21 protein-coding genes, 1 pseudogene and 1 riboswitch are annotated in these 22,875 nt (G+C 69.7%); of the genes and pseudogenes, 11 read left to right on the forward strand and 11 right to left on the reverse strand.

Annotated elements, in window-relative coordinates; genetic code table 11:
• Nucleotides 1-156: 156 nt before the first annotated feature.
• Together JHN63_RS09540 and JHN63_RS09545 are read left to right on the forward strand one after the other, a co-directional pair.
• Entirely contained in the window at nt 157-843 is a 687-nt protein-coding gene (locus tag JHN63_RS09540; RefSeq protein ID WP_200678786.1) for a response regulator transcription factor, read from the forward strand.
• Nucleotides 840-2,294, forward strand: coding sequence for a cell wall metabolism sensor histidine kinase WalK (locus tag JHN63_RS09545; protein ID WP_200678787.1), 1,455 nt, complete (start codon nt 840-842; stop codon nt 2,292-2,294). The genes JHN63_RS09540 and JHN63_RS09545 overlap by 4 nt, the downstream gene beginning before the upstream one ends.
• 19 nt (nt 2,295-2,313) lie before the next feature.
• Here the strand turns inward: JHN63_RS09545 and JHN63_RS09550 are convergent, their stop codons facing one another.
• The 4 genes from JHN63_RS09550 to JHN63_RS09565 all read right to left on the reverse strand — a co-directional run bounded on the left by JHN63_RS09550 (nt 2,314) and on the right by JHN63_RS09565 (nt 6,057).
• The gene (locus JHN63_RS09550) at nt 2,314-2,718 is read right to left on the reverse strand and encodes an ATP-binding protein (protein WP_200678788.1); all 405 of its coding nucleotides are present in this window, start codon (nt 2,716-2,718) and stop codon (nt 2,314-2,316) included.
• A 128-nt stretch (nt 2,719-2,846) separates the two neighbouring features.
• The gene (locus JHN63_RS09555; protein ID WP_200678789.1) at nt 2,847-4,403 is read right to left on the reverse strand and encodes an ABC transporter substrate-binding protein; all 1,557 of its coding nucleotides are present in this window, start codon (nt 4,401-4,403) and stop codon (nt 2,847-2,849) included.
• Between the two features lie 195 nt (nt 4,404-4,598).
• Nucleotides 4,599-5,813, reverse strand: coding sequence for a metallophosphoesterase (locus tag JHN63_RS09560; protein WP_200678790.1), 1,215 nt, complete (start codon nt 5,811-5,813; stop codon nt 4,599-4,601).
• Between the two features lie 4 nt (nt 5,814-5,817).
• The gene (locus JHN63_RS09565; protein WP_200678791.1) at nt 5,818-6,057 is read right to left on the reverse strand and encodes an SCO4848 family membrane protein; all 240 of its coding nucleotides are present in this window, start codon (nt 6,055-6,057) and stop codon (nt 5,818-5,820) included.
• Nucleotides 6,058-6,148: 91 nt separating this feature from the next.
• Between JHN63_RS09565 and JHN63_RS09570 the strand changes: the two genes are divergently transcribed.
• Entirely contained in the window at nt 6,149-7,441 is a 1,293-nt protein-coding gene (locus JHN63_RS09570; protein WP_374222906.1) for a D-alanyl-D-alanine carboxypeptidase family protein, read from the forward strand.
• Here the strand turns inward: JHN63_RS09570 and JHN63_RS09575 are convergent.
• Nucleotides 7,389-8,348 (reverse strand): YihY/virulence factor BrkB family protein, encoded by a 960-nt coding sequence (locus JHN63_RS09575; RefSeq protein WP_200678795.1) that lies wholly within the window; start codon nt 8,346-8,348, stop codon nt 7,389-7,391. The two genes, JHN63_RS09570 and JHN63_RS09575, sit on opposite strands and share 53 nt — an antisense overlap.
• A gap of 171 nt (nt 8,349-8,519) precedes the next feature.
• On the opposite strand from JHN63_RS09575, the gene JHN63_RS09580 reads away from it, so the two are divergent.
• Nucleotides 8,520-9,263 (forward strand): decaprenylphospho-beta-D-erythro-pentofuranosid-2-ulose 2-reductase, encoded by a 744-nt coding sequence (locus JHN63_RS09580; protein ID WP_200678797.1) that lies wholly within the window; start codon nt 8,520-8,522, stop codon nt 9,261-9,263.
• A gap of 35 nt (nt 9,264-9,298) precedes the next feature.
• Here JHN63_RS09580 and JHN63_RS09585 read toward each other — a convergent pair whose 3' ends face one another.
• The gene (locus JHN63_RS09585; protein ID WP_200678799.1) at nt 9,299-9,877 is read right to left on the reverse strand and encodes a 2'-5' RNA ligase family protein; all 579 of its coding nucleotides are present in this window, start codon (nt 9,875-9,877) and stop codon (nt 9,299-9,301) included.
• Nucleotides 9,878-10,097: 220 nt separating this feature from the next.
• Entirely contained in the window at nt 10,098-11,111 is a 1,014-nt protein-coding gene (trpS, locus tag JHN63_RS09590) for a tryptophan--tRNA ligase (protein WP_200678801.1), read from the reverse strand.
• 152 nt (nt 11,112-11,263) lie between these two features.
• Between trpS and JHN63_RS09595 the strand changes: the two genes are divergently transcribed.
• The 4 genes from JHN63_RS09595 (at nt 11,264) to JHN63_RS09610 (ending at nt 14,321) form a co-directional block, all read left to right on the forward strand.
• Nucleotides 11,264-11,824 carry an RNA polymerase sigma factor gene (locus JHN63_RS09595; protein WP_307781858.1) on the forward strand — a complete coding sequence of 187 codons (561 nt, stop codon included), beginning with the start codon at nt 11,264-11,266 and terminating at the stop codon, nt 11,822-11,824.
• Nucleotides 11,811-12,725 (forward strand): hypothetical protein, encoded by a 915-nt coding sequence (locus JHN63_RS09600; RefSeq protein ID WP_200678805.1) that lies wholly within the window; start codon nt 11,811-11,813, stop codon nt 12,723-12,725. The genes JHN63_RS09595 and JHN63_RS09600 overlap by 14 nt, the downstream gene beginning before the upstream one ends.
• Before the next feature lie 147 nt (nt 12,726-12,872).
• A complete protein-coding gene (locus tag JHN63_RS09605; protein ID WP_200678807.1) occupies nt 12,873-13,601 on the forward strand; it encodes a hypothetical protein in 729 nt (242 codons plus the stop codon).
• A gap of 18 nt (nt 13,602-13,619) precedes the next feature.
• Complete coding sequence (locus JHN63_RS09610) at nt 13,620-14,321, forward strand: hypothetical protein (protein WP_200678809.1); 702 nt, start codon at nt 13,620-13,622, stop codon at nt 14,319-14,321.
• Between the two features lie 45 nt (nt 14,322-14,366).
• Here JHN63_RS09610 and JHN63_RS09615 read toward each other — a convergent pair whose 3' ends face one another.
• Complete coding sequence (locus tag JHN63_RS09615; RefSeq protein ID WP_200678811.1) at nt 14,367-15,821, reverse strand: glycine hydroxymethyltransferase; 1,455 nt, start codon at nt 15,819-15,821, stop codon at nt 14,367-14,369.
• Nucleotides 15,822-15,852: 31 nt separating this feature from the next.
• Nucleotides 15,853-15,942, reverse strand: a riboswitch (ZMP/ZTP riboswitch).
• 237 nt (nt 15,943-16,179) lie between these two features.
• Between JHN63_RS09615 and JHN63_RS09620 the strand changes: the two are divergent.
• Both JHN63_RS09620 and JHN63_RS09625 read left to right on the forward strand, forming a co-directional pair.
• Nucleotides 16,180-16,962, forward strand: a pseudogene (locus JHN63_RS09620) (transcriptional regulator); the annotation flags it as partial.
• A 4-nt stretch (nt 16,963-16,966) separates the two neighbouring features.
• Entirely contained in the window at nt 16,967-17,521 is a 555-nt protein-coding gene (locus JHN63_RS09625) for an XRE family transcriptional regulator (RefSeq protein WP_200678813.1), read from the forward strand.
• A gap of 45 nt (nt 17,522-17,566) precedes the next feature.
• Here the strand turns inward: JHN63_RS09625 and JHN63_RS09630 are convergent, their stop codons facing one another.
• On the reverse strand, nt 17,567-18,157 hold the full coding sequence (locus JHN63_RS09630) for a hypothetical protein (RefSeq protein ID WP_200678815.1): 591 nt from the start codon (nt 18,155-18,157) through the stop codon (nt 17,567-17,569).
• Nucleotides 18,158-18,584: 427 nt separating this feature from the next.
• On the opposite strand from JHN63_RS09630, the gene JHN63_RS09635 reads away from it, so the two are divergent.
• The gene (locus JHN63_RS09635) at nt 18,585-19,064 is read left to right on the forward strand and encodes a hypothetical protein (protein WP_200678817.1); all 480 of its coding nucleotides are present in this window, start codon (nt 18,585-18,587) and stop codon (nt 19,062-19,064) included.
• 296 nt (nt 19,065-19,360) lie between these two features.
• Here the strand turns inward: JHN63_RS09635 and JHN63_RS09640 are convergent, their stop codons facing one another.
• Both JHN63_RS09640 and JHN63_RS09645 read right to left on the reverse strand, forming a co-directional pair.
• Nucleotides 19,361-19,720, reverse strand: a complete 360-nt coding sequence (locus JHN63_RS09640) for a hypothetical protein (RefSeq protein ID WP_200678819.1) — start codon at nt 19,718-19,720, stop codon at nt 19,361-19,363.
• A 195-nt stretch (nt 19,721-19,915) separates the two neighbouring features.
• Complete coding sequence (locus tag JHN63_RS09645; RefSeq protein ID WP_200678821.1) at nt 19,916-22,318, reverse strand: DEAD/DEAH box helicase; 2,403 nt, start codon at nt 22,316-22,318, stop codon at nt 19,916-19,918.
• Nucleotides 22,319-22,875: the final 557 nt, after the last annotated feature.

Below are 22,875 nucleotides of genomic sequence, written 5' to 3' on the forward strand. Positions count from 1 at the left end.
CCGAGTCGACTCGGTCGGTCGGTCAGTTGGTCCCCCAGGTCCTGGGCTACAGAATTGGCGGCGGCACGCACGCGTGGACATGTCCTGGCCATGACTCTCAAGGAACTCCAAAGACCGGACGGCCCCGATGTCAGTGCCGCCGCCGATACTGGGGGCATGACGGCTCCAGGAACCGTGCTGGTGGTCGAGGACGAACCGAGCATCGCCGACGTCCTCGCCATCGCGCTGCGCTACCACCGCTTCGAGGTGATGACCGCCGGCACCGTGCGCGAGGCGCTCGCGCTGGCCGAGCGCACCCGCCCCGACTGCGCGCTGCTCGACGTGATGCTCCCGGACGGCGACGGCCGCGCCCTGGGGCACGAACTGCGCGCCCGCAGGCCCGAGCTGGCGATCGTCTTCCTCACCGCGCGGGACGCGCCGGCCGAGATCGTCGGCGCCCTCGGCTTCGGCGACGACTACATCACCAAGCCCTTCGACATCGACGTGGTCGTCGCCCGCATCACCGCCGTCCTGCGCCGCACCCGCCCCGCCGACGTCCTCCCGCAGCGCCCGCCCCTGCGCTACGGCGACCTGGAGCTGGACGAGACGACGTACTCGGTGCACCGCGCGGGCCGCTCGGTCGAGCTGACCCCCACCGAGTACGCCCTGCTGCGCTTCCTGGTGCGCAACGGCGGGCGGGTCGTGCCCAAGGAGCAACTCCTGCGCCACGTCTGGCAGTACGAGCACACCCCGCAGGAGTCGACCGTCGTCGAGACCTACATCAGCTATCTGCGGCGCAAGCTGGAGACCCTGGGACCGCCCGTGATCACCACGCGCCGGGGCGTCGGATACGGGCTCGCATGAACATCCGCCTGCCGAACTGCGAGCGCGGTGCCCACTCCCTGCGCGCCAAGCTGACCCTGGCCAACCTCGCGCTGCTCTCCCTCGGCATCGTCATGGCCACCGCCGTCAGCCTGATGGGCATGCGGCACTATCTGCTCGCCCAGGTGGACGCGGAGCTGACCAAGTCCCGTGACTCGCTGAGCAGTTCGCAGCTCACCATGCGGCAGATCAACGTACTGAGCTCGCTGGCCGGCATCGGCGACCGGCTGGTGCCGCAGCAGCAGGCCGGCTCCCCGAAGCCGGACACGGTGTTCGCGGCGGTCGACCGCCGGGGCAAGGTGCTCACGATCGCCGGGTACGCGCCGACCGCCGCGCAGCGGGCGCTCGCCGACGCCTTCCAGGACCCGACCAAGCTCACCAAGGACGGCACTCCGCGCGACATCTCGCTGCGCGGCGACTCCTACCGGGCGACCGGGACCCAACTCACCGACGGCACGTACATCCTGATCGCCGCCGCCACCGGCAACCTCCACCACGGCATGGCCAAGGCCCTCAAGCTGGACCTCACCTTCGGCAGCCTGCTGCTGGTGCTGCTCGCCACGCTGACCATGATCAGCGTGCGGCGGCGACTGCGGCCCCTGGAGGACATGGTCGAGACCTCGACGGCGATCGCCGAGGGCGATCTGACCCGGCGCGTGCCCTCCAGCCACCACCCGACGCAGGAGGTCGAGCAACTGCGCCTCGCCCTCAACTCCATGCTCCACCAGGTGGAGTCGGCGTACCGCACGCGCGAGCGCACGGCGGCCCAGCTGCGCCGCTTCGTGGCCGACGCCTCGCACGAGCTGCGCACCCCGCTGTCGGCGATACGCGGCTACCTCCAGCTGTACGACAAGGGCATGCTGACCGAGCCCGACGAGCGCAGACGGGCCTGGGACCGGATGAACGCGGAGGCGGACCGGATGGGCCACCTCGTCGACGAACTCCTCATGCTGGCCCGCCTGGACCAGCGGCCCGAGCTGCGCTTCCGCAACGTCGATCTGAGCCGCCTGGTGCGGGACGCGGCCGAGGACCTGCGGGTGCAGCAGCCCGAGCGGCCCGTCACGGTCGGCGCCGACGGCTCCCTCCTGGTGCGCGCCGACGAGTCGGGGCTGCGCCAGCTGGTCGGCAACCTGGTGACCAACGTCCGCACCCACACCCCCGCCGACACGCCCGTACGGCTCGGTGTGGAGCGCGAGGACGGGGTCGTACGGCTGTGTGTCGCGGACCAGGGGCCGGGGCTGTGCGAGGACGACGCGGCGCGCATCTTCGACCGCTTCTTCCGGGCGGGCGGCGGCGCGGGCAGCGGACTGGGGCTGGCCATCGTGCAGGGCGTCGTACAGGCGCACGGCGGCGAGGTGGCGGTGCGGACGGCGCCGGGCGAGGGGCTCGCGGTGACGGTGACCCTGCCGACACGGACGCCCGTGCCGTCGTAGGACACCAGGGCCAGGGGTCTCAGCCGGTGTCCGCCTGGACGAGGGCCCACACCGTCTTGCCGTGCGGGCCGCGGCTCCAGACGCCCCAGGCGGCCGCTATGCCCTCCACGAGGTGGAGTCCGCGGCCGGCCTCCTCGACGTCCGTCACGACCCGCAGCCGGGGCTCCAACCGGCCCTCGTCCGACACCTCGATGAGGCAGGAGCCGTCCGCGAGGGCCGTCACCGCCACCTCGAACTCCCGCTCCAGGAGCGGCCCGTGGCGTACGACGTTGGTCGCCAGCTCGGACACGAGCAGCACCGCGTCCTGGAGCGCCGGGTCGTCACTCCGGTGCCCCCAGTCGGCCAGATGGTCCCGGACCCGGCGCCGGGCGAGACCCACCGAAGCCGGATGCCGGGGCAGCCGGAAGGAGTTGCGTCTGACCACGTCGGCTCCTCACCCCACACACGCCTCCGTCACATGGTGCTGCGTGTGGTGGCCGTCCGCCGTCACTCGGACAAAAGATCGAACAAAGGTCAACGCCGCGGCAGCACGTCCGCTGCCGCGGAGCCGCCTCAGATCCAGTCCAGCGCCCACAGCCGGAACACGCCGGTGCCGTCCGTGAGGTAGGAGATGCCGCCGACGTCCTCGCTGCTCACGACGTACTCCTTGCGCTGCCACAGCGGGATCAGCGGCACGTCCTCGGCCACGTCCGACTGGAGGTCGCGGAAGTCGTCGTCGACACGGCTGCGGTCGGCGTACTGCTGGCTGCTGAGGATCAGTTGGTCGACGATCTTGTTGCTGTAGCCGGTGTTCATGGTGGAGCCGGTGCCGACGAGCGGGGAGCCGAAGGTGTCCGGGTCGGGGTAGTCGGCGACCCAGCCGACGGCGTACGCGTCCAGCTTGCCGGTCGCCCAGCGCTTCTGGAAGTCGGTCCACTCGTAGCCCTTGACGTTCACCTTGAAGAGCCCGCCCGCCTCCAGTTGCTTCTTCAGCTCGGCGGCCTCCTCGGCGCCTGCGCCGTGCCCGATGCCGTACCCGTAGGTGAAGGTCACCGGGAGGGAGACACCGGCCTCTTCGAGGAGGGCCTTCGCCTTCTTGGTGCTCTGGGAGGGGTAGTCGTCGAAGAAGGACGTCGTGTGGCCGACGAGACCGGCGGGGATCAGCGAGTACAGCGGGTCGACCGTGTCGTCGTACACCGTGGCGGCCAGTTGTTCGCGGTTGATCAGCCAGGCCATGGCCCGCCGCACCAGGACGTCGTGCAGGGGCGTGCCCTTACGGGTGTTGAGGTACAGGTTGCGGGTCTCGGAGCTGTCCGCCTCCGACACCCGCTGGTTCGGGTCGCTCGCCGAGAGCCCGGAGAGCATCTTCGGGGGCAGCTGGCGGGTGGCGACCTTGACCCGCTTCTCCTGGTACGCCTTCTGCAGCGCGTCCGAGTCGGCGTAGTACCGCAGCTCGATCGGGCTGCCGGTGCTCTTGACGGCACCCTTGTAGTGGCCGTTCGGTGTGAGGACCGCCCTCTTGCCCTTCGTATACGTCGTCAGGGTGTACGGCCCGGTGCCGTCGGCCCGGAAGCCGTTGCGCGGGGCGTCCTTCGGGTACTTGGTGCTGTCGACGATCGAACCGGCGCCGGTGGCCACCTTGAAGGGGAACGTGGCGTCCGGCGACGAGAGATGGAAGGTGACGGTCATCCCGGAGGCGTCGACCGAGCCGAGCGTGGAGAGCAGCGCCGACGGACCCACATCGGAGTTGATCTTCTTGACCCGGTCGAAGGAGTACTTGACGTCCTCGGCGGTCATCGAGCGCCCGCTCGGGAAGGTGAGCCCCTCGCGCACCACACAGCGGTACGTCCGCAGCCCGCCGCCCACGAACGCGCAGCTCTTGGCCGCGTCCGGCACGGGTGTCGTGCCGCCCGAGTCGAAGGTCATCAGCGACTGGAAGACGTTGCTGTACAACGCCCAGGAACCGGCGTCGTAGGCGGCGGCCGGGTCGAGGGACGTGACGGCGTCCGTCGTCCCCACCGTGATCGTCTTGTTCTTGTTCCCGTCCGGGGGCAGCAACTGCCAGCCCCCGACTCCCACGGCCGCCAGAACCAGCAGCGTCGCGAGAATCCGTATGCGAACCGACCGCATCGGTGTGCCCTCCCAAGGACCCTCCCGGGTCCCTCGCATATGCCACTCCCCTAGTGGCGCGGATCACCTAACCACAGGAGTTTCATGTGGGGGAAGAGGGTTCTGCCGAGATGAGAAAGAACTTACCGACCGGTGTTAATGGCCCGTTTCACAGGCGACTCCCAGCCAAGTGCCGAGAGCGCCTTCCACCGGCAACTAGGCCTGTTTCGAGGCGAGTTCGACGATCGTGATGTCCGACGGCGCCCCCACTCGCGTGGGCGGCCCCCACGCGCCCGCGCCCCTGCTGACGTACAGCTCGGTGTCGCCGTAGCGCTCCAGTCCGGCGACCGTCGGATTGGCCGCCGCCGCGACGAAGTTGCCGGGCCACAACTGGCCGCCGTGGGTGTGCCCGGAGAGCTGGAGGTCGACGGCGTGCTTCACGGCCTCGTGGATCTGCACGGGCTGATGCGCGAGCAGCACGCACGCGCGCGTGGTGTCACGATCGCCGAGCGCCTTCCCGAAGTCGGGCCCCTGTCCCTCGCTCTCGCCCTGGAGGTCGTTGACCCCGGCGAGGTCGAACCCGGGGAGTTCGGTACGGGCGTTCTCCAGGGGGTGGATCCCGAGCCTGCGGACCTCTTCCAGCCACTGTTCGGCGCCGGAGAAGTACTCGTGGTTCCCGGTGACGAAGTAGCTCCCGTGACGGGCCCTCAGCCCGCCCAGGGGTGCCGCCGCGGGCCCCAGGTTCTTGACGCTGCCGTCGACCAGGTCACCGACGACCGCGATGAGATCGGGCTGCGTCGAGTTGATCGTGTCGACGACCTTCTGCGCGAACCCACGGCCCAGGACGGGCCCCAGGTGGATGTCACTGACGACCGCGATCCTGTACCCGTGCGCGGACCGCGGCAGCTTGGCCAACGGCACGGTGACCCGCTTGACACCCGGCCCGCGCAGCACCCCGTAGGTGCCGTATCCGACGGTCCCCACGGCGGCAGCGGCAGCCGCACCCCCGACGGCCCGCGAGACGAAGAGCCGACGCGAGGGACCGGAAGGCCGCGGCTCCTCCGTGGCTGGGGGCTCGTGCTCTTCTACGGCCGTCTCGGCCCGCCCGCGCCGGTCGAGGAAGCGGCGCAGCAGCGGCCGTAGGATCTCGCCCGCGAGGACGGCCAGCAGGAGGTAGATCGCCAGGGCCATCCACAGGAAGCCGGGCCAGCCCAGGGTGCGTTGGAGCCAGAAGGGGGCGCCGCCGCGTTCGGCGGCCAGGGCCGCGATCATCAGGACCGGGCCGGCCACGAACACGGCCGTGCCGGTCACGCGGGCGGGGCCCCACGCGCGCGTGGTGTCGCGGACGAGGCGGCGCCAGACGTACCAGTGCCCGCCGCCGAGGACGGCGACCGCGACCAGGACGACGAGGGCGATGACGAGGATGGCCACTTCTTTATGAGGTCTCGCGCAGTGCGCGCAGTCCACGCAACCCGAGGCCCCCGATGACCGTCCCCAATACGAAGGACACGACGGCCAGGGTCAGATGGACCCAGAAGTACGCCGTCGGGCGGCCGTCGTCGAAGGCCAGGCCGCTGCCGTCCGCGACGAGATTCTTGACGAAAGTGACCCAGATGATCCAGCTCCACACCCCGAAGGCGAGCAGGAACCAGGAGACGGGGCGGCTGAGCTTCATGAGTCCAGTATCGCCGTCGCCCCTGGGGGCCCGTGTCCGGGGTGGGGCCGCTGACGGGACTTCGGGTCCCCGGGCATGTACGTTCTCGTGCGTGCCCGCTCCACTGCAGACCATCAGGCGATCCCTGCTGGTGCTTTCCGCCGCCCTGTCGTCCCTCGCGCTCACCGCGCCCGTCGCCCTCGCGGCTCCGAGTCCCACTCCGACTCCGTCCGCGACTCCTACGGCCACTCCCCCGGCGAACATGTCGTCGGTGGGCGGCACCCGTCTCGGCATGGCGGGGACGCAGGTCAATCTGACGTCGGGCGTCCCGGTGCTGCCGAAGGACGTGACCGCGCGGTCGTGGATCGTGAGCGACGCAGAGTCGGGCGCGGTGCTCGCCGCGCACAACGCGCACTGGCGGCTGCCTCCGGCGAGCACCCTGAAGATGCTGTTCGCGGACACCGTGCTGCCGAAGTTCCCTAGCACGACCGAGCACAAGGTCGTCGCGTCGGACCTGGCCGGCATGGGCGCCGGTTCCAGCGTGGTGCCGATAAAGGAGGGCGAGAGCTACACGGTCCGCGATCTGTGGCTCGGTGTCTTCCTGCGCTCCGGCAACGACGCGGTGCACGTCCTGTCGCACATGAACGGGGGCGTCGACAAGACCGTCGCCGACATGAACACGCACGCCCAGGACCTCCAGGCGCTGGACACGCGCGTGGTGACGCCGGACGGCTACGACGAGCCGGGGCAGGTCTCGTCGGCGTACGACCTGACGCTGTTCGCGCGCTCGGGTCTTCAGAAGAAGGACTTCCGGGAGTACTGCTCGACGGTGAGCGTGAAGTTCCCGGGCGAGACCACGAAGGTGAAGGGCAAGTCGGTCCGCGGGACCTTCGAGATCCGCAACACCAACCGGCTGCTGAGCGGTGACTCGGACGTGTCGGTGTACCCGGGCATCGCGGGCGTCAAGAACGGCAACACCACCAACGCGGGCGCCACCTTCACCGGAGTCGCCGAGCGGGGCGGCAAGGTGCTCCTGGTCACCGTCATGAACCCGGAGAAGGACGAGCACAACGAGGTCTACAAGGAGGCCGCGAAGATCCTCGACTGGGGCTTCCAGGCGGACGGGAAGGTGCAGCCGGTGGGTGAGCTGGTCGCGCCGAAGAACGCGGCTCAGGCGAGCGCACAGCCCGGTGCGACGGCCACCGGGGAGGCGGGCGGCGACACGTCGTCCAAGGAGCCGGCCGCGAACTCCACGGCTTCGGCCGCCGAGGAGGACGGTTCGAGCGGGGTCGGGATCGCGCTCGCGGTCGTCGGCGGGCTGCTGGTGCTGCTGGCCGGCGCGGTCTTCCTGGTCAACCGGCGCTGGCCGCTGCCGGATCTGGTCCGTCGTCGCCCTCGTCCCTGACCTTGGGGTTCTCGGTCTCGTCGGCCGGGTCGTAGTCGTCATCGTCGTCTTCGGGGTCGTCCTTGCTCGGTGTCGCCGTCCAGGCGGCGCAGAACAGGACCAGCTTCGAGGTGAAGTTCATCCACAGCAGCAGCGCCACGGGGACGCCGAACGCGCCGTACATGCTCTTCGCGGCCACGCCCTGGATGTAGCCGCTGAGCAGCAGCTTCAGCAGTTCGAAGCCGACCGCGCCGATCAGCGCGGCCACGAAGAGCCGGCGGCGCGGGGGTTCGACGCCGGGCAGCAGGGTCAGGACGTACAGCAGGAGCAGGAAGTCGGCGAGTACGGCGACGGCGAACGCGGCGATGCGCAGCAGGATGCCGCCCCAGCCGCCCTGGGCGATGCCGAGTTCGCCGTTGATCCAGTCGACCAGTGCGGAGGCGACGGTGGAGACGGCGATCGTCGCGAGGACGGCGCCGCCCAGGCCGATCAGCACTCCGGTGTCGATGAGCTTGCGCAGCAGGGGGTTCTCGTCGCGGTCGGGCAGTTCCCACACCGCGCGCAGGCACTCCCGCATCGAGCCGACCCAGCCGATGCCGGTGAACAGCAGGACGGCACCGGCGATGAGGCCGACGGTGCCCGCGTTGTCGACCAGGGAACCGATGTTGAGCTGGTCGGAGATGCCGGGCACCTGCTCGGCGATCTTGTCCTGCAGTTCGTGCTGCTGATCGGTGCTCAGGGTGGCGGCGGCGATCGCGGCGGCCACGGTCAGCAGCGGGAACAGCGCGATGAAGCTGATGAACGTCATGGCGGCGGAGAGCTGCGACCACTTCACGCGGTCGAGGCGCTCGTACGACCGCCACGCGTGCGTGCGCATCAGGCGCGCCACCAGCGGCCCGATGAGGGGGAGCTTCGTCAGCCAGTCCATGATCCGATTCTGCCCCCGACCACTGACACCGATGTGCGGGTACCCCACAAACACGCGCGCGTGGCGCCCTCTTGGGCAGCCTCGGCACGGCATCCGATTAATCGCCCATTTCAGGGAGGGCGCCGACGCCGTACGACCAACCACCCATAAGCGGGCGATACGGTCACGGGCATGCGTCCTCCACAGTCCCTGCTCGTCCTCGGCGGTACGTCCCGGATCGCGCTGGCCACCGCCCGCCGGCTGATCGCCCGCCGCACCCGCACGGTATGGCTGGCGGGCCGCCCGTCGCCCGCCCTGGAGAGTGCCGCTTCCCAACTGCGTGCCCTGGGGGCCGAGGTCCACACCGTCGCCTTCGACGCGCTCGACCCCGACTCCCACGAGACCGTGCTCGGCAAGGTCTTCGCCGAGGGCGCCATCGACATGGTGCTGCTCGCCTTCGGTGTCCTCGGCGACCAGGCCCGGGACGAACGCGACCCGGCCGCCGCGGTGCGCGTCGCGCGGACCAACTACGTCGGTGCCGTCTCCGCCGGCCTGATCAGCGCCCGGGCCCTGCAGAGCCAGGGCCACGGCTCCCTGGTGGTGCTCTCCTCGGTCGCCGGCGAACGGGCCCGCCGCTCGAACTTCATCTACGGCTCCAGCAAGGCGGGCCTCGACACCTTCACGCAGGGGCTGGGCGACGCGCTGTACGGCACGGGCGTGCACGTCATGGTCGTACGCCCGGGGCTCGTACGGTCGAGGACCATGGCCGACCCGAGGGCGGCCTCGCTCACGACCACCCCCGAAGCCGTCGCCGCGGCCGTCGAACTGGGCCTGCGCCGAGGCTCGGAGACGGTGTGGGTGCCGGGGGCGCTGCGCGTGACGACGTCGGTGCTGCGGCATCTGCCGCGGGAGCTGTTCCGACGGCTGACGGGCTGAGGGCGGCGAGCGACGGCTCGGACGACGCGGACGGCTCAGTGGCTGGGGATCGTGCCGCGCTCGCTGTGGGTCGCCTGGGGCGGTACGACGGCCGAGCCGAAGGCGAACTCGCGCAGCTTGCGCCAAACGCCGTCGGGGCCCTGTTCGTAGAGCGCGAAGTCGGCGCACGACCACTGGGCGCAGTAGTCGGCGAGCTCTTCGAAGGCGCGGTCCATCAGCTCGTCGTCGATGCCGTGCGCCACGGTGACGTGCGGGTGGTACGGGAAGTGCAGCTCGCGTGCCAGCGGCCCGGAGGCGGCCCGGATCTGCTGCTGCAGCCAGGTGCAGGCGGAGCCGCCCTCGACCACCTGGACGTAGACGACCGGGGACAGCGGCCGGAAGGTCCCGGTGCCGGACAGCCGCATCGGGAAGGGGCGTCCGGAGCTCGCCACGTCGATCAAGTGGGCCTCGATCGCGGGCAGTTGGGCGGCGTCCACCTCGGTCGGCGGCAACAGCGTGACGTGGGTGGGGATACCGTGGGCCGCGGCGTCGCCGAAGCCCGCGCGCCGCTCCTGGAGCAGGCTGCCGTGAGGCTCCGGGACCGCGATCGACACACCGATCGTTACGGTCCCCACGTCGTCTCCTGTCGTCCTGTCGGTGGTGTTGTCAGAGGTACTGCCGGTGGTGCTGTCAGTGGTGCTTTCGGTGGTCCTGATGTGAGCGGGGCGGCCACGCGCGCGGCCACCCGGCTATCGACTGTACGGCCACACCTGAGTTGTGGGCAGGCGCAACCGTAGTGATGTGCAGCGCTCTGTCCAGTGGTACGCGGTCGGTACTCGGGTGCGGTCGTACGCCTCAGTGCTTGGCGGGCAGGAAGCCCACCCGGTCGTACGCCTGGGCGAGGGTCTCGGCCGCGACGGCCCGCGCCTTCTCCGCGCCCTTGGCCAGGATCGAGTCGAGTGTCTCCGGGTCGTCCAGATACTGCTGGGTGCGCTCCCGGAACGGCGTCACGAACTCGACCATGATCTCGGCGAGGTCCGTCTTGAGCGCGCCGTACATCTTGCCCTCGTAGTCCTGCTCCAGCTCGGCGACCGACCTGCCGGTGAGGGTGGACTGGATGGTGAGCAGGTTGCTGACGCCCGGCTTGTGCTCCGCGTCGTAGCGGATCACGGTCTCGGTGTCGGTGACCGCGCTCTTGACCTTCTTGGCGGTCGCCTTCGGGTCGTCGAGGAGGTTGATGAGGCCCTTCGGGGTGGACGCCGACTTGCTCATCTTGATCGACGGGTCCTGAAGGTCGTAGATCTTCGCCGTCTCCTTGAGGATGTACGGCTTCGGGATCGTGAAGGTCTCGCCGAAGCGGCCGTTGAAGCGCTCGGCGAGGTCGCGGGTCAGCTCGACGTGCTGGCGCTGGTCCTCGCCGACCGGGACCTCGTTCGCCTGGTAGAGCAGGATGTCGGCGACCTGGAGGATCGGGTACGTGAACAGGCCGACGGACGCGCGGTCCGAGCCCTGCTTGGCGGACTTGTCCTTGAACTGGGTCATCCGGGCGGCCTCGCCGAAGCCGGTCAGGCAGTTCATGACCCAGGCGAGCTGGGCGTGCTCGGGGACATGGCTCTGGACGAAGAGCGTGCAGCGGTCCGGGTCCAGGCCGGCGGCCAGCAGCTGCGCCGTGGCGAGGCGGGTGTTGGCGCGCAGGTCCGCGGGGTCCTGCGGGACCGTGATCGCGTGCAGGTCGACGACCATGTAGAACGCGTCGTGGGACTCCTGCAGGGCCACCCACTGGCGGACGGCGCCGAGGTAGTTGCCGAGGTGGAACGAGCCTGCGGTGGGCTGGATTCCGGAGAGCACGCGAGGACTGTCAGAGGCCATGTTCACCATTCTCTCAGGTCCCGGGACCCGGTCCGGAACCGGTCGGAACCGGGTCGGAAGAGCTGCGGCACGGGTGGGAACCGATCCGCCTCCGGCGGTGTACCAGATATGTGAAGACGCGGGAGGGGGGCCGCATCGTCGATGAGGCCGCGGTGATCGCACGCGTACGCGCCGGAGAGCCGGAGGCGTACGCGGAGCTGGTGCGGGCCCACACGGGCATCGCGCTCAGGGCGGCCGCGGCACTCGGGGCGGGTGCGGACGCGGAGGACGTGGTGCAGCAGGCCTTCGTCAAGGCGTACTGCGCGCTGGGCGGGTTCCGGGACGGCTCGGCGTTCAAGCCGTGGCTGCTGTCGATCGTCGCCAACGAGACGAGGAACACCGTGCGTACGGCGGCACGCCAGCGCACGCTCGCCAGCCGGGAGGCCGCGTTCGCTGAGGCCGAGCCGCTGATACCGGAATCGGCGGATCCGGCGGTCGCCACGCTGGAGACGGAGCGTCGTACGGCCCTGCTGTCCGCCCTGGAGCAGCTGAGCGAGGAGCACCGCCTGGTCGTGACCTACCGCTATCTCCTGGAGATGGACGAGTCGGAGACGGCCCAGGCCCTGGGCTGGCCGCGGGGAACGGTGAAGTCCCGGCTGAGCCGCGCGCTGAAGGGACTCGGGCGACTGCTGCCGGATTTCCGGCCTCGGGAAGGAGGTGATGAGGGTGAGTGACGGACGGGAGTCCTACGAGGGCGAGGGCGCCGGCGCTGCCTCGCGGTTGCCGGAGGAGTTGCGGGCGCTGGGGCGTTCGCTGGACGCGCGGGGCGGTGGTGCGAGCGGGGCCGCCGGGGCCGAGTCGATGGTCGAGCGGGTGCTGGCGCAGATACTCGCCGAGCAGATCCCGGTTCCCGTCCAGGAGACCGGGCCGGGCGGGGTCCGGGCGCGGCTGCGCGCTGTGCGGCACTGGGCGCGGATGCGCGGGCGCGCGCTGACGGCGGCCCTGTGCGGTCTGCTGACGGTGCTCGTGCTCACGCCTCCGGTGCGGGCTGCGGTCTTCGACTGGTTCGGCTTCGGCGGGGTCGAGGTGCGGTACGACCCGTCCGCGGTGCCCTCGGCCGGTGCCGTGGTGCCCGGGTGCGGTCGGTCGGTGACCTTGGCGCAGGCCCGTCGGCAGGCGGGGTTCGAGCCGTCGGTGCCTCACGCGCTGGGTGTTCCGGACGCGGTGACGGTGACCGGCACACCGCGCGGGCGCTTTCTGGTCAGCCTGTGCTGGCGGGAGGGCGGGCACACGGTCCGGGTCGACGAGTATCCGGCGCGGCTGGACATCGGCTTCGCCAAGACGGTGAGCCAACCGCCTGAGTGGCTGTCGCTGGACGCGTCCGTCTCGCCGGACGGCATACAGGACCCGGCGCTGTGGTTCGCGCGGCCGCATCTGCTGAGTTTCTGGCTGGTGGACGGGGACGGGGAGCGTTATACGCGGGCGGAGCGGACGGCAGGTCCGACGCTGCTGTGGACGCATCCGGTCGGCGGAGTTCCCGGTGGTGATCTGACGTTCCGTCTGGAAGGGGTGGCGTCGAAGCAGCGGGCTGTGGAGATCGCCAACTCCCTCGACCGGCGCGAGTCGGGCGGATAGGGCGGGCGGAGTGGGAACCCCCGCGGGTCGGGCGGTGTACCAGAAGTGACAGGCGGCGCGCGGGCGGGCCGTACGGGGATCGGCTGGTGGGGGGTTCGGATGTCCGGAGCGGGAAGTGCGGTCAGGACAAGCGGGAGCGCGGGCAGGATGCGCGAACTGACAGCTCTGGGAGGGGCGTTGGCGACGACGCTGTCGCTGATGGTGTGGGGTGCGTCGGGGGCGGCGGCGGGCGGGCCGACCAGCGTGCTCGTCACCTCCCCGACCAGCGGACGGGCCACGGCGCTGTACTACTCGGACGAACAGTACGGAAAGCTCCAGCAGTTGCTCGGTCCAGAGGGCAGGGGCACCCGAGACAAGCCTCCCGAGGCCGATCTGACCCACGCCCGCCAGATCAATGTCACCTGGCTGGCGCACGACATATCGCCGTGGCGGATCGACCGGGTCTTCCCCGTCGAGTCCCGACCGCAGGCGGTGTGGATCCACACGGCGGCCGATGTGCCGGAGAACGCGAATCTGAACGGCTATTGGCATCGCGCCGAGCATCCGGTCCAACTGCGCGCTCTCTTGCGGAAGTTGGGAGTTACGGGCACGGGCACCGGGTCCGACGGCTCTTCGGGGATCTTCCCAGCGCCGTGGCAGCCGACCGAGTCCGCTCCGGCCGTCGCGGCACCTGACACCGACGCGGAGACCAGCACGGTGCGGGTCACCGTCGGGGACAAGGACGACGACGGCACCGACTGGTGGTGGGCGATACCGGGCGCGGCGGCCGGAGCGGTACTGGCCCTCGTACTGCGGCCGTTCGCCGTGCGGCTGTCGCCGAACCGGTGGCGGAAGGGGCGGGAGCCGGGCCCCAGGCAGGAGTTGCGGGACGTGTGAGGAGCGGAGGAGCGCGGGATGGAACGCGGGAGCTTGCGGGGCGCGTGTCTCGTGGGGGCGTCGGTGCTGATGGCTCTGGCCGGAGCGGCTCGGGTCCAGGCGGTCGGAATGGATCAGGTGCGGGTTCAGGATCTGCGCCGGGACATCCCGGATCTGGCGTTGGTCGTGGCGGGTGACACGGGCCGGACTGAGGCATGGCATTCCGGGGAGCCGTCGTTCGCGCGGCTGTGGACGTTGTTGCAGCCGACGTACACGGGGACGGAGCGGGTGCCGCAGGAGTGGGAGGCGGGCCGGTATCCGGCGGTGCGGATCACCGTGGTGTGGGGGCTGACCGGGGTCGGCGGCTGGCCTCGGACGAGTCGGGCTCCCGGTGGTGATGTGGCGGTGGAGCGGGAGGACCAGTTGTTCGTCGCCGGGGACGGCACGCCCTGGGTCCGGACGGATCCGGCGCCCGAGGTGGCGGACGACGACATCCGCTGGCATCGGGTGCCGCGTCCGGTCTTCACACGGATGGAGCGGGCGGGGCTGCTCGGTGAGGTCAGGGGCGATACCGGAGCCGGCGCCACGAAGGACGCGCCCGGGCCTGCCGAGCGGGCCGGGTGGGCAATCGCGGGTCTCGCCGTCGGCGTCGGCGGCACGCTGCTGATACGCCGCGCGGCGGCCCGGCGTGAGGCCGGACCGCCGCGCGAGGAACCACGACAGGAAATCATCGATCTGTGAGAGTCGCCGATCTTTGACAACTCGACAGAGGACGTGTGCCGGCTGTCAGCCGAGGTCGATCTCCGGGTACAGGGGGAAGCCGGACACCAGGTCCGTCGCCCTGCGGGAGATCTCGTCGGAGACCTTTTCGTCCAGGACGTGGCTCGCCTTGCTCGGAGCGCCCGACTTCGTCGTGCCGGGCTCGGTGGTGGTCAGGACTCGGTGGATCAGGGATGCCACCTCGTCCATCTCCGCCGTGCCGAGACCGCGCGTGGTCAGGGCAGGGGTGCCGATGCGGATGCCGGAGGTGTACCAGGCGCCGTTCGGGTCGGCGGGGATGGCGTTGCGGTTGGTGACGATGCCGGAGTCCAGGAGGGCGGTCTCGGCCTGGCGGCCGGTGAGGCCGTAGGACGTCTCCACGTCGATCAGGTTGAGGTGGTTGTCGGTGCCGCCGGTGACGAGGGTGGCGCCCCGGCGCATCAGGCCGTCGGCCAGCGCGCGGGAGTTGTCGACGATGCGCTGGGCGTAGTCCTGGAAGGACGGCCGGCGCGCCTCGGCGAGGGCTACGGCCTTGGCGGCCATGACGTGCGGGAGGGGGCCGCCGAGGACCATCGGGCAGCCGCGGTCGACCTGGTCCTTGAGGGAGTCGTCGCACAGGACCATGCCGCCGCGCGGGCCGCGCAGCGACTTGTGGGTGGTGGTGGTGACGATCTGGGCGTGCGGGACCGGGTCGAAGTCGCCGGTCAGCACCTTGCCCGCGACCAGGCCGGCGAAGTGCGCCATGTCGACCATGAGGGTCGCGCCCACCTCGTCGGCGATCTCGCGCATGAGGCGGAAGTTCACCAGGCGGGGGTAGGCGGAGTAGCCGGCGACGATGATCAGCGGCTTGAAGTCGCGGGCCGACGCGCGCAGGGCGTCGTAGTCGATCAGGCCCGTCGTCGGGTCGGTGCCGTAGGAGCGCTGGTCGAACATCTTGCCGGAGATGTTGGGGCGGAAGCCGTGGGTGAGGTGGCCACCGGCGTCCAGGGACATGCCGAGCATGCGCTGGTTGCCGAAGGCCTGGCGGAGTTCGGCCCAGTCGGCGTCGGAGAGGTCGTTGACCTGGCGGACGCCCGCCTTCGCGAGGGCCGGTACCTCGACGCGATCGGCGAGGATCGACCAGAAGGCGACGAGGTTGGCGTCGATGCCGGAGTGGGGCTGGACGTAGGCGTGGCGGGCGCCGAAGAGTTCGCGCGCGTGCTCGGCGGCGAGGGACTCGACGGTGTCGACGTTGCGACAGCCGGCGTAGAAGCGGCGGCCGATGGTGCCCTCGGCGTACTTGTCGCTGAACCAGTTGCCCATCGCGAGCAGCGTGGCCGGGGAGGCGTAGTTCTCGGAGGCGATCAGCTTGAGCATCTCGCGCTGGTCGGCGACTTCCTGGCCGATGGCGTCGGCGACGCGCGGCTCGACGGCACGGATCACGTCGAGGGCGGCGCGATAGGCCGTGGACTCGTTCGAAAGGGGCGCGGAATTGTCGGGCATGGGGACCTCCGGACGTGGCGTTCGGCGTTCTCGGTACGGCCCAGGCGCACGGCACACATTCCAGCTCGGGCCGCTCCCCGATGGTCGGTCCCATCCCAGCGCGCCAGTCACGGCCCGCCGGTCAGCCTACCGGGCGGGCCGGACGGTGCGGCTCCCGCGTCCACCATGCGGGCGAGGACAGGAAAGGGGCACCCTCAACCCCCGGGAGACGCCGTGACCAGTACGGAAGCCAGTACGGAAGCCCTGGTTGGAGCGGGTCACGCTGACCTCGCGGGCGTTTCACCACGACCGGTTCGCCGCGTTCTGCGAGCAGTTCGCCGAACTGTGCGGCATGGAGCTGGTGTCGCCGATGAATACACCCGGCAGCTGGCTGGCCGACCTCTCCGCCGTCGAAGGAGACCCACGCCTGCCCTCACCCTTCACCCCGACCGGCGAACGCCCCACCGGCCCGGCCTGGTACCAGACACACACCCTCGCCTACGCCGTCGAACTCGGCCACCACGTCCAGCCCCTCGAGGCCTACCTGCGCCGCGAGACCGGCGCCTACCTCGACCCCTGGCACGACCGCCTCAAGACCGCCTACGTCGACACCCTCGCCGACCTCGGCGTCACCAAGGACCTCGACCCCACCGAATTCCTCACGGCGATGGAACACCACAAACACACCGACCCCGCCCTGGCAGCCGTCCTCGCCGCCATCAAAGCCACCGTCAAGGGCGGAGTCGGCAAACTCCGCGAACGCCCCCAGGGCCGCCACCACCGCAACGGCGACCCCTGGCCCGCACTCCAACGCCCCACCTGGCGCCCCGACATCCGCGCCGCAGTCATCTCCAAGACCCGGGTCAACATGCACCGCAAAATGCTCAAGACCGCCCAGGCGACCGGCCTCTACCCCCTCGCCGTACTCTCCGACTGCGTCGTCTACCCCAGCCCCGGCCGCAGCCCGCTGGACTTCCTGCCCACCGCCCCCGACGGCACACCACTGCCCGGCACCTTCCGCCTCGGCCCCACACCCGGCCTGGCCAAGGTCGAAGGCGTCGCCGAAATGTCCTGGGCCGTCGACCTGATGGAACAAGGCCTCAACCCGGCCCGCCACATCAAGGGCGACGGCCACGACGCCACCTTCGACGAAGGCGAGTAGAACCATGGGAGACATCGACGACGCCCTGGACCGCGCCGGCCAGGAAACCTTCACCAGACAACCGCCCAAGACCCTCAAAGGCCAGATCAACTACCTGATGAAACAGCTGAAGACGGCCAGGGCCGTCGCAGCCGAACTCGGCATCACCGCCGACTCCGTCAACCGCTACCGCCGCGGCACCCGCAAACACCCGCCCCGCCACATCCAGGACCGCATCGACACCGCCGTACGCTCCCGCTGGCAGCCCCTCATCCGCAGACGCCGCCGCCAAAAAGCCGCCACCACCGACGGAATCACCGTGGAGACCAGAGCCCGCTTCGGCTACACCGCCCCCGTCGGCACAACCGACGACGGCCGCTTCCGACGCCTGACCGTCCACCTCCCGCCGGACTACGCCCGCCGCCTCTTCGACGCCCGCGAACAGGGCGCCGACGACCAGCAGTTGCGCGACATCGTCGCCGAAGGACTCCAGGAGGTCTACTTCAAGGACGGCGGCCGCCGCGCCGCAGGCCTCGAAGTCGCCCTCAACGACATCGACTACTTCGACGTCTCCTTCTGACACACAGCACCTGCCTCACCGGCGACAGGCAGGCGGCCGGCCCCGCTAGAGCGGCAGGACAGGCTGGATCTCACGTCTGGCGGCGGCCTTCTGCACGATGAGGAACTCCTTGACCGCGGGCCGGCCCAGCAACAGGGTGAGGGTCCGCGCCTTGGGCCGGTGCCCGCCGGTGAGCCCGATCAGGAAATCCGTGGCGACGATCCGCCGCGCCGGCGCATCGTGCACGTCGTCCAGAACACCCTGTTCAAGCAGCCGGGCGGCAGTCTCGTCCAGGGCGCTCTCGACGGCGCGGTAGGCCTCGGCGGCATCCTGCCGGATGGCCTGCTGCCCCAGAGCGACGGCCTGCTGGAGAAGGCGTCGATGCAGCCAGTCGTCTTCGCCGCCGGAGGCCGGGAACGCCCCGGCGGCGATCTCACGCCGCTGACCATAACCGTCGGCCGAGACGACGGCCGGCATCTTCCACCGCGATCCGGGACTTCCACCACACGATCTGGAACCTGTCCCCGACAGAGCGACAGAGCGACAGAGGCCGGACCCGGCAGCCAGGACGGCGAAGCGGATCGACCGGCCGAGAGGGCGGATGCGCGGCTGATCATCGACGCAGACCGACACGTACGAGCAGACGATCGCGGCCATGCAGTCCGCATACGGCATCAACCCAGCCACCGTGACATCGACGTCGCGGCGGTCGCGGCCGCCGTAGACACCGACATGAACCTCTTGCTGCGACAGATGCGCGGCTTCTTCCAGAACCCGGGGACCGCCCCGCCGCCCTGGCTCGCCTCCGCCCTTCCTCCGCTCCCGTAGGGGAAGCCCGAACTACCCGACGCGCCCCAACTCCACGCGGCCCGTGAGGCCTGCACCGCGCGTTGTGATTCCTGGGCGGCAGGGAAACGGAGGGTGAGAGACATCCCGGCTGCTTTGGCCGCAGTAGTCAACGTGGTTCCGCTTCGGTGGTGTGCGATCGCCACGTGAACGAACGCCAGCGGTGCCATCGGCGTCTCCGTAACGGTCGGCAAGGACCGACCGCGCGCGAAGCGCCGATCCGTACGAGGAGATGCCGATGGCCCGAGCTCCGCGCCGCCTTGGCCGCACCACGCTGTCGGCCGTCTGCATGGCCCTCGTGGCCGCCGCAGCCGTCGGCTGCTCCGGGCCGGACATCCGCAGTGGCGCGCCCCCGCTGAAGCTGTGCGGGATCACGTTCTGGAGCGGCGCCGAGGGGATCGGCACGGTGTCTTTGAGCAGATCCACCCGGGGCATGCCCGCCGCTCCGGCCGCCTCCCGGCTTCCCGCCCGCACCCCCCTGCACGACGGCGGTCCGCCGCCCCGCGTCGTGTCCGTCTCCGCCGACTGCTCCCACGGCCGTACGGTCGTCGTCTCTCCCGCCTCCTCCGTACGGGTGCGCACGGTCGCCAAGGACGCCGCCGGCCGCGTTGTTGCGCTCTCCCTCGCCCCGGCGAAGCCCGGCACGTCGGTCGAGGTCCACGTCTACGCCTACGACGGCACGCGCCCGGTCGGTCAGGCCGCCACCGCCGTGCCCTGACCGACCGGGACCGCGCTGCGGCCGTCGAACGTGGCGCGGCCCTGCGTTCGGCACAGACCCGCCCGGACCATGCCGCCCTACGATCGAGACGCTCTGGCAGGGAGCTCGCGAACTGACGCCGACGACGCCGCCCGCGCCCTGATCCGAGCCGCGATCGAGGCCCTGGAGCGAACCTCCGCAATTTTCCGCAATTTCGTTGAGGACGGAGCACCGGTGTACGGCTTCCTTCACACGCCGCTCTTCGTTGCGGGCGGTCATCACGCTGCTCCTTCTTCGCCCTACCGGCTACGAGCTTGTTAGGGAAGTGAAGGGAAGACGCGTCCGTCCTTCTTAAGACGGTGCACAAGGGAGAGAAAGTCCTGCCAGCCAGCCGCGCCTTCGATGAGAAGTTTGGTGCGGATGCGCTCGTTGGCAACGATATTGCGCACCCTGTAGCCGTAGAGACGATTCGTGAGATGAGTATCCAGAACGCCCCCCTCGATCAGCACCTCGATACGCTCGAAGAGACCCATGTACTGCTCAACTGCCATCCACTCGGATGCACTATCAGGTCCTTGCCCACGTTCGGCCCAGTCTCCCGGCGACTGGCTGTCATCACCGGGACGAAGACGGCTGTAGACGTCGAGATGCCTAAGAAATGCCTCGTCGAGGTTCAAGAGGAATGCTCCCCGCGCCGACAGCCGGGAAGCACGGAGTTGGCCCCCGCGTACCAGAGCCCGATCACTGTGCCGACTGCACCCAGCGATGATGTCACGATCTGTAATATTTCCACCCGTCAAGTCTTGCGGACACCGAGGGAGAAATCCGCTTTCTCTCCGATCCCAGTGCTCGGGTTAGGCGCACCGGCCTACTCACGCCGCCGCCCAGTCCAGTCCGAGGCCGGCCAGCGCCCGGAGCCTGTCGACGGTCAGCTTGGCCCGGCGGCTCTTGCTATTGCTGAGGAACACCCCGAGCTTCACCTCCGACCCGTCCGGCAGCGTCTCCACGTGGGACCTGGGGACCGTCACAGAGCCCGTGCGGGCCTTGTACTGAGCCAGGGCCGCCACGCCCCGCTCGAAGGCACCCGAGGGTGTCGCGGACGGCTTCGCGGGCATGTCCGTTTTCACCGGGGCCGCAGGCACAGGCGGAGGGGCGACGCCAACGGCCTCCAGGCGTTCGCGCTGCCCGTCGTGCAGGGCCTGCCAGACCTCGGGGTTGCGCTGCCGGGCCAGCCACTTCCCGATGTCCATGCCGTGGACGGTGAGGCCGGGAAGGACATCGGCCTGGCCGTCTTCGTCGGCCACGAGCTCGCGGAGCGCGGCGTAGTGGCGTTGCCATGTGGCCGGCCATGACGGGTTCCAGTCCTCGTCCACGGCTGCCAGTGCCATCTTCCACTCGGGGTGGTCGTCCAGCGCACCTGGACGCCGCAGATTCGCGAGCCACATTCCCAATGGTCTGTCCAGCGCGCTGGCGGTCCGGGGTGCGCAGAGGGTCCAGTGCTGCTCGTAGTACGCCTTGGCGGCTTCGAGGTTTTCCTGGAAGCGTTCATCCGCGAGACTCCAGACCATGCCGAGCTGTTCCAGGCGGCGGGCGCGCTGGCCGTTCATCTGCCCGGCTCCGTAGGCGCGTCGTTGTTCTGCGACCCATTGTCCAAGTGGTGTCGCGCCCTCTCGGTGTCCGTAGGGCACCCTCGCGTTCCCGACTCTCTCGACGTACGTCTTCAGCTTCGCCCAGCCGCGGGCCCAGTCCTGGCGTTCGGTGTCGATCACGTTGAAGGACACCCAGTCGGCGACCATCACCGGATCTCTGGGGGCGGCGAAGCGGAGCAGCAGGCGGGCTTCTTCTTCGCCTTCTTCTGGCGCGACACCGATGTTCACGGATGGCTGCGCGACGTCCTTCTGGGGTTCCTGGGGGATGGCGAGCAGTTCCACGGCCTCTTCGTCGTGGGCCCGCAGACCTTCCAGGACTTTCACCAAAGGCTTGTATGAGCCGGAGGTGAACATGTCCTCGGGCTGTTCTCCGGGCTGGAGGAAGACGGGCACGATCAGGGAGGCGAGCTTGCCCTGCCCGGGCTTCTGCCGGAGCGCCCGGCCGATGGCCTGGACGATGTCGTGCGGCGCCCCCTTCGGGTCCAGCAGTGCAACCGAATCCACGCTTCGAATATCGACACCCTCACCCAGGACGCGACAGTTCGAGAGCACGGCCCGCTGTGCCGTCGACCCGAACGAACCCAGCACCTCCCGCCGGCGCTCGGGGACGTGCTCCCCGCACAGCCAGTCCGCCCAGATCCCAGCGGGGTACTTCTCCGGCCGATCCGCGTGCAGCTTCGCTGCGACGCGCTCCAGGCCCTCCGCGTACGCCTGAGCCTCGATCGTCCGGTGATGAAAAGTGATGCACGTCGACAGGCTGTGCTGCTCCATCGTGTGCAGCAACCCGGCCTGCAAGGTCCCGAGCCGCTGCCCCCGCACTTCCTCGCTGCGGCGCTCCTCGCCCATCAGACGTTCCGGGGTGACGATCGGGTCCTTCAGCTCCAGGACGATGATCTGGTAGCGCGCCAGCAATCCCCGGGAGACGGCAGACGCGAGCGAGAGCTTGTACAGGACAGGCCCGAAGACCTTCTCGTCGTCCATGGACGCTGCCATCTCCCGAGGCAGCGGGTCACGCACTCCCTCGGCGACGTCGCGGGTCAGCCGCTCTTCCCAGATCCGCGGCGTGGCCGTCAGGTACAGCCGCCGGTGGGCCGGGATCACCCTCTGGTCGTGGACATCCGCCCACGCCTTACCCATCGACCCAGAAGTCCGGTGCGCCTCATCAACCACCGCCAGGTCCACCGGTGTCAGTTGCTGTCCGTAGACACCCTCGAAAGCCTCGGCCAGGACACCCAGGCTGGCGTACGTCGCATAGATGGTCACAGGACCCTGCCCGTGCCACAGCGCCAGCTGCACAGGGTTCGTGGTGGAACGCACCCCCAGGTCCCACAGCTCGGGGTCGTCCTGCAGTGAACACACCGCCACCGCCGGCCCCTTGTGCCCGGCGTCGTGCCACGCCTTCACCGTCTGCGCCAGAAGATCCAGCGTCGGCACCAGCACGAGAACGCGCCCCTTGGGCACAAGCCGCTTCGCCGACGCCGCCGCGATGAGGGTCTTCCCCGTGCCGCACGCGGCGTGCACCTGCCCGCGCAGACCATGGAAGGGAATGCCGCCCTGCGGGATGTCGAGACCGCGCACAATGACGGAAACGGCCTCGATCTGGTGGTCACGCAGTTTCATGACCATTCCCGTGTTCTCCTTTTCGCGGAATATGAAGCGCAATCAGAAAGGGGAAAACCTCGAGTGTTTGAGAGGTCCGGGGGTGGTGCTGTCTGATACCAGACTCTACACAGTGCATCATCATGATGCATCCATCTTGAGTCAACTTCCACCATCAGAAGTGATACACCGTCAAACCCTACCTCATCACGGCGAGTCTCAGTGTAGCCTGGCGGAATATTTGAGAACCAGGCAGTGACAGATCCGGGAGTAGGGGTTCGGGCGGAGCGCAGCGGAGCCCATCACTGCGGTGAGGCCGACACCTGTCGAGCTGACAGTCCGTCACTTCGCCGCGGGGGAGGTGGTTGGGATTCCCAGTGGCTACACAGGCCCGCACGTGATGCACCTCCTCTTGCCGCCAGCCCCGGCAACCGCGCTTGCGCGGGTGCCTCCAATTCGCGCTTGCGCGAATTGGTTTCCTTTCGGGATTCCGTTTACGGAATCCCATTCCGGCGCTTGCGCCGGAATTCGAATTGCGCTTGCGCAATTCGTGCTCTATGCAGCGGCTTGCCGCTGCATATCCC

This window comes from Streptomyces sp. MBT65 (assembly GCF_016612545.1).
Taxonomy (GTDB): domain Bacteria; phylum Actinomycetota; class Actinomycetes; order Streptomycetales; family Streptomycetaceae; genus Streptomyces.